The sequence below is a fragment of the Streptomyces sp. NBC_01288 genome (assembly GCF_035982055.1).
Classification (GTDB): Bacteria; Actinomycetota; Actinomycetes; order Streptomycetales; family Streptomycetaceae; genus Streptomyces.
Window position 1 is genome coordinate 3,451,043 of record NZ_CP108427.1, and the last position, 13,243, is coordinate 3,464,285.

Annotated in this window: 13 protein-coding genes; 9 read left to right on the forward strand and 4 right to left on the reverse strand. The window is 68.8% G+C overall.

From position 1 onward, the window contains the following. Positions 1–58: 58 nt before the first annotated feature. The 3 genes from OG194_RS14790 to OG194_RS14800 are packed head-to-tail and all read left to right on the forward strand — an operon-like array spanning position 59 to position 3,447. Complete coding sequence (locus OG194_RS14790) at positions 59–1,417, forward strand: FtsW/RodA/SpoVE family cell cycle protein (RefSeq protein WP_327401315.1); 1,359 nt, start codon at positions 59–61, stop codon at positions 1,415–1,417. An 8-nt stretch (positions 1,418–1,425) separates the two neighbouring features. Then, positions 1,426–2,883 carry a penicillin-binding transpeptidase domain-containing protein gene (locus tag OG194_RS14795; RefSeq protein ID WP_327407077.1) on the forward strand — a complete coding sequence of 486 codons (1,458 nt, stop codon included), beginning with the start codon at positions 1,426–1,428 and terminating at the stop codon, positions 2,881–2,883. 45 nt (positions 2,884–2,928) lie between these two features. After that, the gene (locus OG194_RS14800) at positions 2,929–3,447 is read left to right on the forward strand and encodes a DUF3291 domain-containing protein (RefSeq protein ID WP_327401316.1); all 519 of its coding nucleotides are present in this window, start codon (positions 2,929–2,931) and stop codon (positions 3,445–3,447) included. A gap of 12 nt (positions 3,448–3,459) precedes the next feature. On the opposite strand, the gene OG194_RS14805 is transcribed toward OG194_RS14800, so the two are convergent. Beyond that, entirely contained in the window at positions 3,460–4,236 is a 777-nt protein-coding gene (locus OG194_RS14805; RefSeq protein WP_327401317.1) for a hypothetical protein, read from the reverse strand. A 144-nt stretch (positions 4,237–4,380) separates the two neighbouring features. On the opposite strand from OG194_RS14805, the gene OG194_RS14810 reads away from it, so the two are divergent. The 6 genes from OG194_RS14810 (at position 4,381) to OG194_RS14835 (ending at position 9,602) form a co-directional block, all read left to right on the forward strand. Next, positions 4,381–5,319 (forward strand): AurF N-oxygenase family protein, encoded by a 939-nt coding sequence (locus tag OG194_RS14810; RefSeq protein ID WP_327401318.1) that lies wholly within the window; start codon positions 4,381–4,383, stop codon positions 5,317–5,319. A 163-nt stretch (positions 5,320–5,482) separates the two neighbouring features. Further along, entirely contained in the window at positions 5,483–6,136 is a 654-nt protein-coding gene (locus OG194_RS14815) for a TetR/AcrR family transcriptional regulator (protein ID WP_327401319.1), read from the forward strand. Positions 6,137–6,146: 10 nt separating this feature from the next. Beyond that, a complete protein-coding gene (locus OG194_RS14820) occupies positions 6,147–6,449 on the forward strand; it encodes a hypothetical protein (protein WP_442811557.1) in 303 nt (100 codons plus the stop codon). Positions 6,450–6,552: 103 nt separating this feature from the next. After that, complete coding sequence (locus OG194_RS14825; protein ID WP_327401321.1) at positions 6,553–7,617, forward strand: C40 family peptidase; 1,065 nt, start codon at positions 6,553–6,555, stop codon at positions 7,615–7,617. A gap of 471 nt (positions 7,618–8,088) precedes the next feature. After that, the gene (locus OG194_RS14830; protein WP_327401322.1) at positions 8,089–8,583 is read left to right on the forward strand and encodes a hypothetical protein; all 495 of its coding nucleotides are present in this window, start codon (positions 8,089–8,091) and stop codon (positions 8,581–8,583) included. A gap of 5 nt (positions 8,584–8,588) precedes the next feature. Further along, complete coding sequence (locus OG194_RS14835) at positions 8,589–9,602, forward strand: pentapeptide repeat-containing protein (protein WP_327401323.1); 1,014 nt, start codon at positions 8,589–8,591, stop codon at positions 9,600–9,602. 109 nt (positions 9,603–9,711) lie between these two features. On the opposite strand, the gene OG194_RS14840 is transcribed toward OG194_RS14835, so the two are convergent. From OG194_RS14840 to OG194_RS14850, 3 genes are all read right to left on the reverse strand, one after another. Further along, the gene (locus OG194_RS14840) at positions 9,712–10,950 is read right to left on the reverse strand and encodes a tyrosine-type recombinase/integrase (RefSeq protein ID WP_327401324.1); all 1,239 of its coding nucleotides are present in this window, start codon (positions 10,948–10,950) and stop codon (positions 9,712–9,714) included. Between the two features lie 85 nt (positions 10,951–11,035). After that, the gene (locus OG194_RS14845; protein ID WP_327401325.1) at positions 11,036–11,302 is read right to left on the reverse strand and encodes a helix-turn-helix domain-containing protein; all 267 of its coding nucleotides are present in this window, start codon (positions 11,300–11,302) and stop codon (positions 11,036–11,038) included. Between the two features lie 468 nt (positions 11,303–11,770). Further along, complete coding sequence (locus OG194_RS14850; protein ID WP_327401326.1) at positions 11,771–13,243, reverse strand: ATP-binding protein; 1,473 nt, start codon at positions 13,241–13,243, stop codon at positions 11,771–11,773.

A 13,243-nucleotide genomic window follows, 5' to 3' on the forward strand; every position in this document is an offset into this window, starting at 1 on the left:
ACAAGACACACGCACCACCCAAGGCACACAACCTGTCCCATTTGGGTAAGTTCCGGACATGACCAACGCCGGAACCACCGTCACAGCGGACCTTCCCACACCCGCTGTACGCCTCCCCCGGCGCCGTGGCATCGAACTCACCCTCATCGTCGTGGCCGTCCTCCTCTCCGTGTACGGCTACTGCGCTGTCGGTCTCGCCAAGAACGGCACGGTCCCGCCCGGCGCCGCCGGCTACGGCGCCGGGCTCGGCGTGCTCGCCCTGCTCGCGCACATCGCGGTACGGCTGCGGGCCCCGTACGCCGACCCGCTCCTCCTCCCCATCGGGGTCCTCCTCAACGGCCTCGGGCTCGTCCTCATCTACCGGCTCGACCTGGAGACCCCCGGCGACCGGGCCGCCCCCACCCAACTCGTGTGGTCCACCCTGGGCGTGACCCTCTTCATCGTCGTAGTCGTGGCCCTGCGCGACCACCGCGTCCTCCAGCGCTATGCCTACGTCTGCGTGGCCGCCGCCCTCGCCCTCCTCACCCTCCCGGTCCTCTTCCCGGCCGTGAACGGGGCCCGGATCTGGATCCGGATCGGCGGATTCTCCATCCAGCCGGGCGAGTTCGCGAAGGTGCTCCTCGCCGTCTTCTTCGCCGCGTACCTCGCGGCCAACCGCAACGCGCTCGCCTACGCGGGCCGCCGCGTCTGGCGCCTCCAGCTCCCCACCGGCCGGGTGCTGGGCCCGATCGTCGCGATCTGGCTGTTGAGCGTGGGCGTCCTGATCCTGGAACGCGACCTCGGCACCTCGCTCCTCTTCTTCGGCCTGTTCGTGACCCTCCTCTACGTCGCCACCGGCCGCACCGGCTGGATCGCGGTCGGCCTGCTGCTGGCGGCCCTCGGCGCGGTCGCGGTCGGCCGGCTCGAACCGCACGTCCACAGCCGGGTCCAGGACTGGCTCCACCCCTTCGCCTCGATCGACGCGGGCCACGGCCCCAACCAACTCGCCCAGTCCCTCTTCGCGTTCGCGGCCGGCGGCATGCTCGGCACGGGCCTCGGCCTCGGCCACTCCATCCTGATCGGCTTCGCCGCCAAGTCGGACTTCATCCTGGCCACGGCCGGCGAAGAACTCGGCCTGGCCGGCCTCTCCGCGATCTTCATCCTCTACGGCCTTCTCGTGGAGCGCGGCTACCGGGCGGGCCTGGCGCTCCGCGACCCCTTCGGCCGACTGCTCGCGGTCGGGCTCGCCTCGATCGTCGCGCTCCAGGTGTTCGTGATCGCGGGCGGGGTGACGGGCCTGATCCCGCTGACCGGCATGGCGATGCCGTTCCTCGCCCAGGGCGGCTCCTCGGTCGTCACCAACTGGGCGATCGTGGCCCTCCTGATCCGGCTGAGCGACTCGTCCCGCCGTCAGTACGACATCGAGGTGGCCGCGTGACCGACTCCATGACCCGCCACATCCGCCTCGCCGCGGCCTTCTGCACCCTGCTCCTGCTGGCCCTGCTCGTGAACGCCACCCGCATCCAGATCTTCGAGTCCCGCTCCTACGACGACAACGTCGCCAACCGCCGCCACACCATCGCCCGTTACGACCAGCCGAGGGGCGGCATCCTCGTCGGCGGCAAACCGATCACCGGCTCCCGCGACTCCGGCGAGCAGCTCCGCTACGAACGGACGTACAGGAACGGCCCGTTGTACGCGCCGGTGACCGGCTTCGCCTCGCAGGAGTACGGCACGACGTTCCTGGAGCACTCCGAGGACGACATCCTCGCCGGCACCGACTCGATGCTCTCGCCGTTCCCCCTCTGGAACGACCTGACCCGCGCCCAGAACCCCGGCGGCAACGTCGTCACCACCCTCAACCAGGCCGCACAGCAAGCGGCGTTCGCCGGACTCGGCACGCGCACGGGCGCGGTGGCCGCGATCGAACCGTCGACCGGCCGCATCCTCGCACTGGTCTCGACCCCCTCCTACGACCCCGGCGCCCTGTCGGGCAACAGCCGTTCCGCGAACCGGAGTTGGGCCCGTCTGAACGCCGACCCGAACAAGCCGATGCTCAACCGGGCGGTACGGCAGACCTATCCGCCGGGTTCGACGTTCAAGGTGGTCACGGCGGCGGCGGCGCTGGACGCGGGGGTGGTGACGGACCTGGACGCGGCGACCAAGTCCCCCGACCCGTACACACTTCCCGGCACCTCGACGACCCTCACGAACGAGGGCGACGGCTGCGTGGACGCGCCCCTGCGCTCCGCCTTCGAGTGGTCGTGCAACACGGTGTTCGCGAAACTGGGCGTGGATGTCGGCGTGCGGAACATGAGCACCACGGCGGAGGCCTTCGGCTTCAACGACACCGACGCGAGGATCCCCTTCTCGGTCTCCCCCAGCACCTTCGACACGACGCTGGACAAAGCCCAGTTGGCGCTGTCGTCGATCGGGCAGTACAACACGCGGGCCACGCCGTTGCAGATGGCGATGGTCGCGGCGGCGGTCGCGAACGGCGGGCAGGTGCGGGAGCCGTACCTGGTGGAACGAACGACGAGGCGAGGCGGCGAGACGGTGTCGACGCCGGGCTCACGCCCCGTCCGTCAGGCGATGCACCCGGCAACAGCCGTACAGATGAAGGAACTCATGGAGGACGTGGTCACCGAGGGCACCGGAACGAACGCGGCCATCCCCGGCGCGACCGTCGGCGGCAAGACCGGTACCGCACAGCACGGCATCGGCAACTCCGGTACGCCGTATGCCTGGTTCGTGTCCTGGGCGCAGGGCGAGCGCGACATCGAGCCGAAGGTGGCGGTCGCGGTGGTGGTGGAGGACGCGTCGGCGGACCGCTCGGACATCAGCGGGGGCGGCGACGCGGCGCCGATCGCGAAAGCGGTGATGCAGGCGGTGCTCGGTTCGTGAGACGGGGTCTATCGGGAGACGTCCACCCCGACCTACCGTTCGGTCATGACCGACCCCTTAAGGACACCCGCGTACGAACTCGCCCAGGCCAACGTCGGCCGGCTCTCGTTCCCCCTGGACTCCCCGGAGTTGAAGGACTTCGTAGCCGCCCTCGATCCGGTGAACGCCGTGGCTGACACGGCCGACGGCTTCGTCTGGCGCCTCCAGTCCGACACCGGCAACGCGACCGACGTCCCCGTCCTGGGCGACGACTGGCTGATCATCAACATGTCGGTGTGGCGCGACCCGGACGCCCTCACCGCGTTCATGTACCAAGGGCAGCACCGGGAGTTGCTGGCCCGCCGCCGGGAGTGGTTCGAGCGGGTGCGGGAGGCGATGGCGGTCCTGTGGTGGGTCCCGGCGGGCCACCGGCCCACGGTGGCGGAGGCGGAGGAACGGCTGCTGCATCTGCGGGCGCACGGCCCGACGCCGTACGCGTTCACGTTGCGGACGTCGTTCCCGGCGCAGGGGGCGGGGCCGGTGGGGCCGGTCAACATCCCGGAGGGGCTGGGCTGTTCGGTGTAGCGGACCGTCCGCCTACTTGATCGGCGTGCGCACCTCGGAGCGCACGCGGAGCACCGCTCCGGCGGCCGACTTCAGGTCCAGGTCCGGAACCGCCCCGCCGAAGGTCATCTCAGCGACCAGGGCCGACGTGTTGCCGTCCGCCCAGGTGCACACCGGGAAGGTGTACTTCGGGCCGGCCGACCTGTCGGTGACGATCTCGCAGCTGATCCCGGTGTCCGAGCCCGCCGGGGTGACGTCCTTCGGCGGGACGATCACCGTCTTGCCGGCACCGGCCCCGAATGCCTTCAGCGCGCCCACACGGATCGCGCCGGTGTTCCTGAGCCGGCCGGAGAAGCCGGAGATCACCAACGCGCCCTGGCCTGCGTCACCGTAGAGGCTGTAACGGGCGACGACGGCGTGGGTGACCCGGGAGTTCCGGCTGTGGGACAGCTTCTCCTCCATCTCCCGGCCGGCGGTGCCCGAGAGGTCGTGCGCGAGTCGGTAGCGGCCGTCGAGCAGTGTCCCGGGGAGGGTCAACTCGTACTCCGCCTTGGGGAATTCGGCCGCGGTCGCCTCCCGGACCCGCACGATCGCCACGTTGACGACGAAGCCGAGCCCGAGCATCACGGCCAGGACCCTCAGGGCCAGTTGGGTGCGCCGCCGAAGCGGGGAGGGCGGTACCGGGACGGGCTGAACTCCCCAGCCGTAGGCGGCGGACGGGCCGTGGAGGCCCCCCGGCGGTGAAGGCTGTGACTGCTGCGGGGGCTGCGGGGGCTGCGGGGGTTGCGGGGGCGAGGGAGGCATGGACACGCCAGCACCGTACAGGTGTACGGATCGCCGCCGCCCGGTCAATAAGTTCCGCACGAGGGTTGACGGGCTTGCTGACAAGCAGTCTCATAAGACGTCGGAGGATGTGACCCCGGGTAACACGCTGATCCGCGAGGTGGGAGAACCATGACGACCCTGACCGAAGCCGACGCGGTCGACGGGCTGCGTGACGCCCTCGGGCTGCTGAAGGACCGCGAGCAGGTCGCCGAGCGGTTGCTCGCGTCGTCCGCCAAGCACTCCTTCGACCCCGACAAGGAACTGGACTGGGACGCGCCCTTCGAGGAGGGCAAGTGGTTCTGGCCGCCGGAGCTGGTGTCCCTGTACGGCACCCCGCTCTGGAAACGGATGGGCGAGGAACAGCGCGTCCTGCTCTCCCAGCACGAGGCCGCGGCGCTCGCCTCGCTGGGTATCTGGTTCGAGTTGATCCTGATGCAGCTGCTCGTGCGGCACATCTACGACAAGGCGGCGACGAGTGCGCATGTGCGCTACGCGCTGACCGAGATCGAGGACGAGTGCCGGCACTCGAAGATGTTCGCCCGGCTGATATCGCGGGGCGAGACTCCCTGGTATCCGGTGAGCCGGGCCCATCAGAACCTGGGGCGGTTGTTCAAGACGATCTCCACCACGCCTGGTTCGTTCACGGCCACGCTGCTCGGGGAGGAAGTCCTCGACTGGATGCAGCGGTTGACGTTTCCGGATGAGCGGGTGCAGACGCTGGTCCGGGGGGTCACTCGGATCCATGTCGTCGAGGAAGCGCGTCATGTGCGGTACGCGCGGGAGGAGTTGCGGCAGCAGATGGTGACGGCGCCGCGGTGGTCGCAGGAGTTCACGCGGGTCACCTCCGGGGAGTTCGCGCGTATCTTCTCGATCGCCTTCGTCAATCCCGAGGTGTACACGAACGTGGGGCTCGATCGGCGGGAGGCGGTGGCTCAGGTGCAGGCGAGTGGGCATCGGCGGGAGGTCATGCAGAACGGGTCGAAGAAGCTGACGGACTTCTTGGACGACATCGGTGTGCTGCGGGGTGTGGGGCGACGGCTGTGGAAGGCGTCGGGGCTATTGGCTTGATTTCGGAGTGCGGCCCGGTGGGGGCTGATGTCACAGCCCCGCGCCCCTTAAAAGCGCAGCCGGGCCGGTGTCTTTTAGGGGCGCGGGGCTGTGACATCAGCGGCTCCGCCGCGGGGCGCGGCCAGCCACGACGCACCCGCACCCGCCCGACTACCCTGCACCCATGCCCCCCGCCGCCTCCACCCCCGCCTACCGTCGCCTGAACGTCGAGGAGCGGCGCAGCCAGCTCCTCGACGCCGCTCTCACCCTCTTCGCGCACCGCGCCCCCGAAGAGATCTCCCTGGACGACGTGGCGGAGGCGGCCGGGGTCTCGCGACCCCTGGTGTACCGGTACTTCCCGGGCGGCAAGCAGCAGCTCTACGAAGCCGCCCTGCGCTCCGCCGCCGACGAACTCCAGCAGTGCTTCGACGAACCCCGCGAAGGCCCGCTCCTCCCCCGCCTCGCCCGCGCCCTGGACCGCTACCTCGGCTTCGTCGACCAGCACGACGCCGGTTTCAGCGCACTGCTCCAGGGCGGCAGCGTCGTGGAGACATCCCGTACGACAGCCATCGTGGACGGCGTCCGCAGGGCCGCGGCCACGCACATCCTCAGCCATCTCGGAGTGGCCGACCCCGGCCCCCGCCTCCGCATGACCGTACGGATGTGGATCACGGCCGTAGAAGCCGCGTCTCTCATCTGGCTCGACGAGGACAAGCAGCCGCCGCTGGACGAGTTGCGGGACTGGCTGGTCGAGCAGTTCGGGGCGGTGCTGTCGGTGACGGCGCGGCGGGACCCGCAGACGGCCGCGCTGGTCCAGGGCCTCGCGGCGGATGGCTGAGACTGGTCCCGTGAAGAGCGAAGAGACCCCGTTCGAGGGCGGCCCGATGGACGGTCGCTCCCTGCCCGTCCTGCTCGGCCCGACCGGAACCCCGCCGAAGACCTACCGCATCCCGGTCCCCGACGACGCCGGCGGCCCGCCCACGGTCCTCGTGTACCGCCGCGTCCCCCGCGCCCACGGCAAACGGCTCGGCCTCCCCAAGGGCTGGAAGTACGAGTACGACCCGGAAGGGAAGCGCGGCAGCGCCGTGCGCTGGCCATGGTCCAAGCCAGACGCCACGCCGGGCGGCAAGCCGGACGACACCCACGGGTGACCGGGTTACGCCGAACCGCGCACACCCCGCGCGCGGACCCGCCGCCCCCGACTGATGCTCACGGTGCGGGGCGGAAGGCCCGCCGCGCACCGGAGGTGATGACGTGTCAGGAAGGCTTCTGCGTCTGGTCTGTACGGCAACGGTGGCGGCCGGCACCGTCCTCGCCCCGCTGCCCGCCGCGGCCGTACCCGAACCACAGGCACCCGGACAACGCCCCGTCGCCGAACTGCTGACGGATCTTCAGACCCTGTACCGCGATGCCGAACAGGCCTCGGAGACGTACAACGCCACCGAGGAGAAGCTGAAGAAGCAGCGCACCGAGGTCGACCGCCTCGACTCCGAACTCTCCCGCGCCCGCCTCACCCTGCACGACAGCCGAGGCGCCGCCGGCCGCCTGGCCCGCGAGCAGTACCAGAACAGCACCGCCATCTCCCCGTACGTACGACTGCTCCTCGCCCGCGATCCGCAGCACGCGCTCGACGAGGGCCATGTCATCGGCCAGTTGGCGCGGGAGCGCGCCGAGACGGTGGGCCGCCTGGTCGGCAGCGAGAAGAAGAGCGACGGCCTGGCCCGCGAGGCCCGCAAGGCCCTGGACACCCAACTCACCCTGGCCGCCCACCAGAAGAAGGACCAGGACGACGTCCGCAAGCGCCTCACCGACGTCGAGAAGCTCCTCACGTCCCTCACCCCCGACCAACTCACCGCGCTGGCCGCCTTCGAGAAGACCGACGTCGACAAGGCCCAGCAGAAGCTCGTCACTTCAGGCGCACTGGGCGACGACTCCCGCGAACCCTCACGCGAGGGCGACCGGGCGTTGCGCTACGCCGTACAACAGATCGGCAAGCCCTACGAGTGGGGCGCGGAGGGCCCGAAGACGTACGACTGCTCGGGCCTGACGTCCGAGGCCTGGGGCTACGCGGGGACGACAATCCCGAGGACCAGCCAAGAGCAGTGGGCCGAGCTGCCCAGAGTCCCACTCAACGAACTCCGCCCCGGCGACCTGGTCATCTACTTCCCCGAGGCAACACACGTGGCGCTGTACTTGGGCGCAGGCCAAGTGGTGCAGGCCCCCCGCACAGGCGAGAAGGTCCAGGTGTCGCCCATCGCGTCCTACCCAATCCTTGGAGCAGTACGTCCAGACTCGCGCCCTGAAGGGGCGCGGGGCTGAGACATTGTGCGGCTCCGCCGCGTGAGCGCGACCAGCCACATCGGACCGGCAGCCGCCCACTCCCCACAACCCCAACGGCGACTAGGCCCCGGCCACAGAAGCCAGGTACGCCCCAGTCTTCTCCGGCTCATAGAAACTTGCCCACGGCCCCACAGGCTTTCTACCAGCAGGTTTCCACCAACTGGCGTTCCCGTAGAGAGCCGTGGGCCGTCTGTGGGCCGTCAGGCCGAGCGCTGAGTCTTGTCGGATTGAACCTCCGACGCGTCTCCCCCATGACTCCCAACGTCCCCTGTCATCACAAGCTCCACGCTGCGAGGGCAGGGCCGCATCAGACACTGCGGGAATCGCGATTGGTCACGATGCGCCACCGCTTGGCCTTTGTCAGGTCGTGGGAGCGACGATTCAGTTCACGTGTTCCCTGCTTTCCGTCATCGATCACGGCCCTCTGGACGCGCTCTTATCGTCCCTTCCATGGAATTCTGGGAAGGCATGGCGTGGGGCGCCTTTGGCGGATTCGCCATGGAAGCGCTGGACTACATCACTGCGGTTCGCCGGTGGCGCAGACTGCCGTGGAGTGTGGGGGCGAGCACGCTCACCCCTGATCGTATGGTTGCTCCGAATCATCATGGCCATCAGCCGCCCATTGAGTTGGCCGCACCGGGCCTACTCGCCTACACCATCGCGGGCACATTGCGCATCGCGATCGGCGCGGGCTTGTCTGCGACCGTGGTGAGTACGTCGCCCCAGACTGCCTCGGCTTGGATCGCCGTGCTTACGGGTGCCACCGCGCCGCTGGTCCTGGAGAAGGTGACCGTGCTAGTCCCACTCGTCATCCACGGCGACAAGAGCGTCCCGCTGCAACAGGTGGACGGCAGCCCAACGGGGCCGGAACAGCAGCCAGGGAACCTGCCTGCTCGATCCAATACGGCAGCCGGACAGACAACTTCCGCCCCCAAGGGAGATTGACTGCTATGCGTGCAGACGGCCTCGTTGGCCGCATTATCTCCGTGCTCTCGCGCCGCGCGCCGGCATTTCGCTCTGCGCCTAGCCCCGGCACACCGCACCGTCAACCCGCCCGTGAACTGAGGAAGTACTCGAAACGCGCAGGCAGCGGGGCCGGGGGCGCATCGCAAGCGCAGCTGGTCAACGTGGACCTGCCCAAGGCCAATCTGCGCGGAGTCGTGCTGTCGGACGCGAACCTGCGCGGCGCTGACCTCCGCGGCGCGGATCTCAGGGAGGCTGACCTCCGCGGCGCGAATCTCCAGGTAGCCAATTTCACCTCGGCCACTCTGGAAGGCGCCAACCTGCACACAGCCGACCTGAGGGACGCCCACTTGAACGAGTGTGACCTGCGGCAGGCTGATCTGACGGACGCTGATCTGCGCTACGCGCGCCTTCGGAGCGCAACCCTCGCCCACGCCAACCTTGCCGGTGCCGACCTACGGGAAGCAACGCTCTCGGACACGATCCTTCACGCCGCCGACTTGCGGGGCGCCGATCTGAGGAATGCCCATCTAAGCCATACCGACTTGCGGGGCGCCGACCTGAGAGGTGCATGCCTGCGGACGGCTCTTCACACGGCGAACCTGGAGGGGACCGACCTCAGGGGCACAGATCTGCGACGGCACGAACTCATGCGAGGCAGACTCCGAGGTTGCGATCTGAGGGGGGCAGATCTTCGAGGTGCCAACCTTGGCAGTGCAGATCTGCGAGACGTCGACTTCACCGGTGCCCTGCTCTGGAAGGCCGACTTCGAAGAAGCCGACCTCAGCGGCGCCATCTTCATGGACATCGACTCCGGCCCGTGGGAAGCCAGCAGCCGCGGTCTCCTGCGCCTCTCCGGAGCCCGCTGGACAGCAGCCACTATGTGGCCACCAGATCTGCGCGCCCTCATGCACACCCGGTCCCTCAGCATTGGTGATGGCGTTTGGGTCGTCCACCGGACCAGAATCCACCGCATGGTCGGAGAACCGGCAGGTCACTGACAGTGCACGAAGAAGAAGCTGGGCTGGCGCAACGTCGTCCACGCCACTACTCACCGAATGGCCCGCTAGTGCCAGCGCGCCCTCTGGCACTAGCGGGCCTGGCTCACCGTCAGGCCAGACGTGGGGCGTTGTCGTAGACGGTCGCAATCGCCGTGCGCGTGCGTTCCTGACTGCTCGGCATGAGGTGGGCGTAGATCCTCAGCGTCAGGGCCGCATTGCTGTGACCAAGGTACTCACTGACGGCCTTAATGTTCTCCCCGCCGTCCAGAAGGGCGGACGCGTAGAAGTGCCTCAGCGCGTGCATACCGTGCTCGCGAGCGGCGGCATACCCATCTGCCTTCGTCTCAGGCTTGGGGATCACTCCGGCCGCCACGAGAGCGGGCTTCCATGATTCCTCGTTCAGGCTCGTACGCCACACGTGGTTTCCGCCCGGCGCCATGAAGACGAGCCGCTTGGTCACCTTCGGGCCGTCAGGTGTCTTCCAGGGCAGGGTGATCTCAACCGGCGGGAACTGCTTCATGTGGGCCCGGAGCGCATCGGCCACGGGCCCAGGAATCGGCACGTCGCGTGTCTTGCCGCCCTTCGGCAGAGCGAACACGGGCTTGCTGCTGCTGAGCTTGAGTTGCTGGACCACGTGGAGCGTGTCGGAGTCGAAGTCGAGCGCGTCTACCTCGATGCCCAGGATCTCCCCCTGCCGCATGCCGCACCCCGCCCCCAGGTCGACCATCGCCCGGTACCGCGCAGGCATCGCGGCCTGCACCGCGAACACGCGCTCAGCCGACCACGGCACCACGCGCTTGGGGTCAACCGCCGGCGGCTTGACGGAGCGCGCGGAAACCGGGTTGCGGCTCAGGTATCCGTCGTCAACGGCAGCGCTCAGGGCGCCACGCACGTTCGCGTAGATGATCCGGCCGTATGAGCCGGGCACGCTCGCTTCGAGCTGTGCCACCCACTCACGGATGTGCTCCGGCTTGAACGACCCGAGCGGGCGAGACCCGATGTACGGGAAGGCGTGCAACCGGAGTTGGGAGTTCATGGACTCGATGGTGTTGGGGTCGGCCCCGAGAGTGCTGAGCCACTTTTCCGTGTACTGCTGAAACGTCGTCTTGGCCGCACGGGGGTCAACGTACTGACCACTCGTCATGTCGGCCTCGATGTCCTTCAACCACTGGTCAGCGAGCCGCTTCTGACCGTCGCGAAAGCTCTTGGACTTCTCGGTGCCGTCGGGGCCGACGTAGCGGGCCCGGTAGCGCAGGCCGGTTCCGTGGCGGTCGGTCTTGACCTTGCTCTCCTTGCCGTTGGTGTCGGTTTCGGTCTTGTACCAGCGGTCTTGGATGTGGCCTGCCATGCGGGGGTGTTCCCTTCGGGGCATGGGAAGGGAGGGCCACGGTGTGGCCCTCCCTGGGGTGTTGAGCTGTGAGGTTGTGGCTGGGTCAGGCGGCGGCCTGGTCCTCGTTCTTGCGTTGGGTGACGTAGGCGCGAACGTCGGTGGGGTCATAGCGCAGGTGTTTGCCGATGCGGAATCCGGGCGGGCCGACGTGCTTCTTGCGCCACTGGTAGACGGTCTCTTTGGGGACCTCGAAGATCTCGGCGATGTCGTCGGGGGTGAGGTACCGGTCCGGGAGGCCTTCCCGGAGGATCGCGCGGGGGTCCGGTCGGTCAGGGGGGTCGGGGAGTTCGAGCAGCTTGGGGCGAGCCACGGTGAGACTCCTTCGGGGCTTCGTTCATGGGGGCGGGGGCGGTGCCTGTCCTAGGTGCGGATTTCTGCGTCATTGCGTCATCAGTGTCATTCAGGCTTCTGACCTGCGGCTTTGAGTGACGCAGGGGGTGAGGCCTGCGTCATGGGTGCGTCATGGGCTGCGTCATGGGTGACGCGGACCATGACGCAGATGACGCAGGATGACGCAGGCGCGGCCGTCTGCGTCATGCCCGTCATCGCAGATCAGGGGCCGTTTTCCGGCTCGCATGACGCACATGACGCAGCGTTTCCCCTCTTAGGACAAACAGGGGGGGTCTGTCGTAGTCGGAGCCGCTCTCAAAGAGCAGAGAAGGGGCCGCTACGCGGCGCGTTCTTGGGGCGGCGCGCTGCGCCGAACAGCAAGAGGAGCACGCGCCGCATCGCGCGCCGGTGCTCCTCTTGTTTGTCCGGGTGAGCCTGCGGAGCGCGGTCAGAGCGTCTGCTGCTCGTAGGGGGGTGGTGCGGCGGGGCGGGCCATTTCGAGGTACCTGCCTTCGCTGGTGCGGCCCGTGTCGACGAGGACACCCCGGGCGGCGAGGGTGGGCTGTAGGCGCTTGAGACGGTCGGAGAGGACTTTGCCGGTGGTCGGCCACCCCTTGGGCAGCGGCCGGCAGTCGTCGCCGCTGTAGAGACGGCTCAGGCAGTTGAGCCACTCCGTGGACGTCATCCGCTCCGCCGTGCCCGGCTCGATGGTGTCGGCGTGCCGGAGGACGGTCTGTGCGAGCAGGTCGCCCTCGATCACGTCGTCGTTGAGGTCGTCCAGGCGGGCCCGGTAGGCGGCGAGCGCCCCGAGTCCGGTGGCCGCGTCGAGCTGCGCGCAGAGGTGCGCGAAGTCGGCCATGCGTAGGTCGGTGGGGGTCTCCGCCCGCGCCGCGCGGACCTTGACCGTGAGGTCCAGGAGTGAGCCGAGCACGACGGGCAGGACTTCCGCGTACTCAGCCCACAACTCCGCCTCGGTCCGCCGCACGCGGGGCCGCTCCAACCGCAGCGGGAGCAGGCGTTCGGCGAGGTCGGGCCGGATGACTCCCACATCGATACCGGTCAGGAGCAGCGGCCGGCGGTAGCCGACGCGGAACACGTCCCCGTCGGTGAACAGAGCCCGCTTGACGCTCTCGGCCCCGGTGACGATGCAGCACATCGCATCCGACAGGTCTGGCGTCATGTGCGAGAGGTTGTCCAGCGCGGTGACCCATCCCGCTGCCACGGCTGCGATCAGGTTCTCTTCATCCTTCGGGGCCCGGCGCAGGTCACCGCTCATGCCCTCGATGATCCGCACGAGCATGCGTCCGCCGGTGGACTTCCCGGCGCCCTGGGGGCCGGTGAGGAAGGGGGCGGGGACGGGCACGGAGGGTCCGAGGCAGCCGATCAGCCACGCGATGGCCAGGCACTCGGTCTCCGCACCGGAGAAGTTGCACAGCCGCATCAACAGGTCGATGCCCTTGCCGTTCGTGTCCTTGACAGGCAGGGGGAGTTCCCCGGTGAGCTGGGTGCGCCGCCAGCACACTTCCTGCGGGTCGGGTGTGAGGATGTCCCACCCGGTCGGGTGGATACGCACGGACTGCCCGTCATCGCGGCCCAAGTCCAGCCACGTTGCCCCGTCGAAGCCGGGGGCGACGCGGATGTTCACGGCGTGCGTGTCCTCGTACAGCGCGAGTGCTTCGATCAGGTCCAACGCCTCTTTGAGCGCGGTCCCGTTGAACACGCCGACCCCGTCCCGGTACATGCCGACGATGAGTTCCTGCCGGTGGCTGCCGGTGGTGCCCTGGGAGCGCATCGGGCGGGCCACGGGGTGGCCGTTGCGCTGCGCGTACACGGTCCCGTCTGCGGTGCGGAAGTAGCGGAAGTGGGATTGCGCGTAGTCCGCGATGATCTCGCGGGCGGGGTTCTTCTCGTCCTCGGACAT

Bases quoted from the DNA above. Each gene is read 5' to 3' on its own strand.
- OG194_RS14790 (WP_327401315.1), top strand. From the start codon at position 59: ATGACCAACGCCGGAACCACCGTCACAGCGGACCTTCCCACACCCGCT.
- OG194_RS14795 (WP_327407077.1), top strand. From the start codon at position 1,426: ATGACCCGCCACATCCGCCTCGCCGCGGCCTTCTGCACCCTGCTCCTG.
- OG194_RS14800 (WP_327401316.1), top strand. From the start codon at position 2,929: ATGACCGACCCCTTAAGGACACCCGCGTACGAACTCGCCCAGGCCAAC.
- OG194_RS14810 (WP_327401318.1), top strand. From the start codon at position 4,381: ATGACGACCCTGACCGAAGCCGACGCGGTCGACGGGCTGCGTGACGCC.
- OG194_RS14815 (WP_327401319.1), top strand. From the start codon at position 5,483: ATGCCCCCCGCCGCCTCCACCCCCGCCTACCGTCGCCTGAACGTCGAG.
- OG194_RS14830 (WP_327401322.1), top strand. From the start codon at position 8,089: ATGGAATTCTGGGAAGGCATGGCGTGGGGCGCCTTTGGCGGATTCGCC.
- OG194_RS14835 (WP_327401323.1), top strand. From the start codon at position 8,589: ATGCGTGCAGACGGCCTCGTTGGCCGCATTATCTCCGTGCTCTCGCGC.
- OG194_RS14840 (WP_327401324.1), bottom strand. From the start codon at position 10,950: ATGGCAGGCCACATCCAAGACCGCTGGTACAAGACCGAAACCGACACC.
- OG194_RS14850 (WP_327401326.1), bottom strand. From the start codon at position 13,243: ATGTCCGAGGACGAGAAGAACCCCGCCCGCGAGATCATCGCGGACTAC.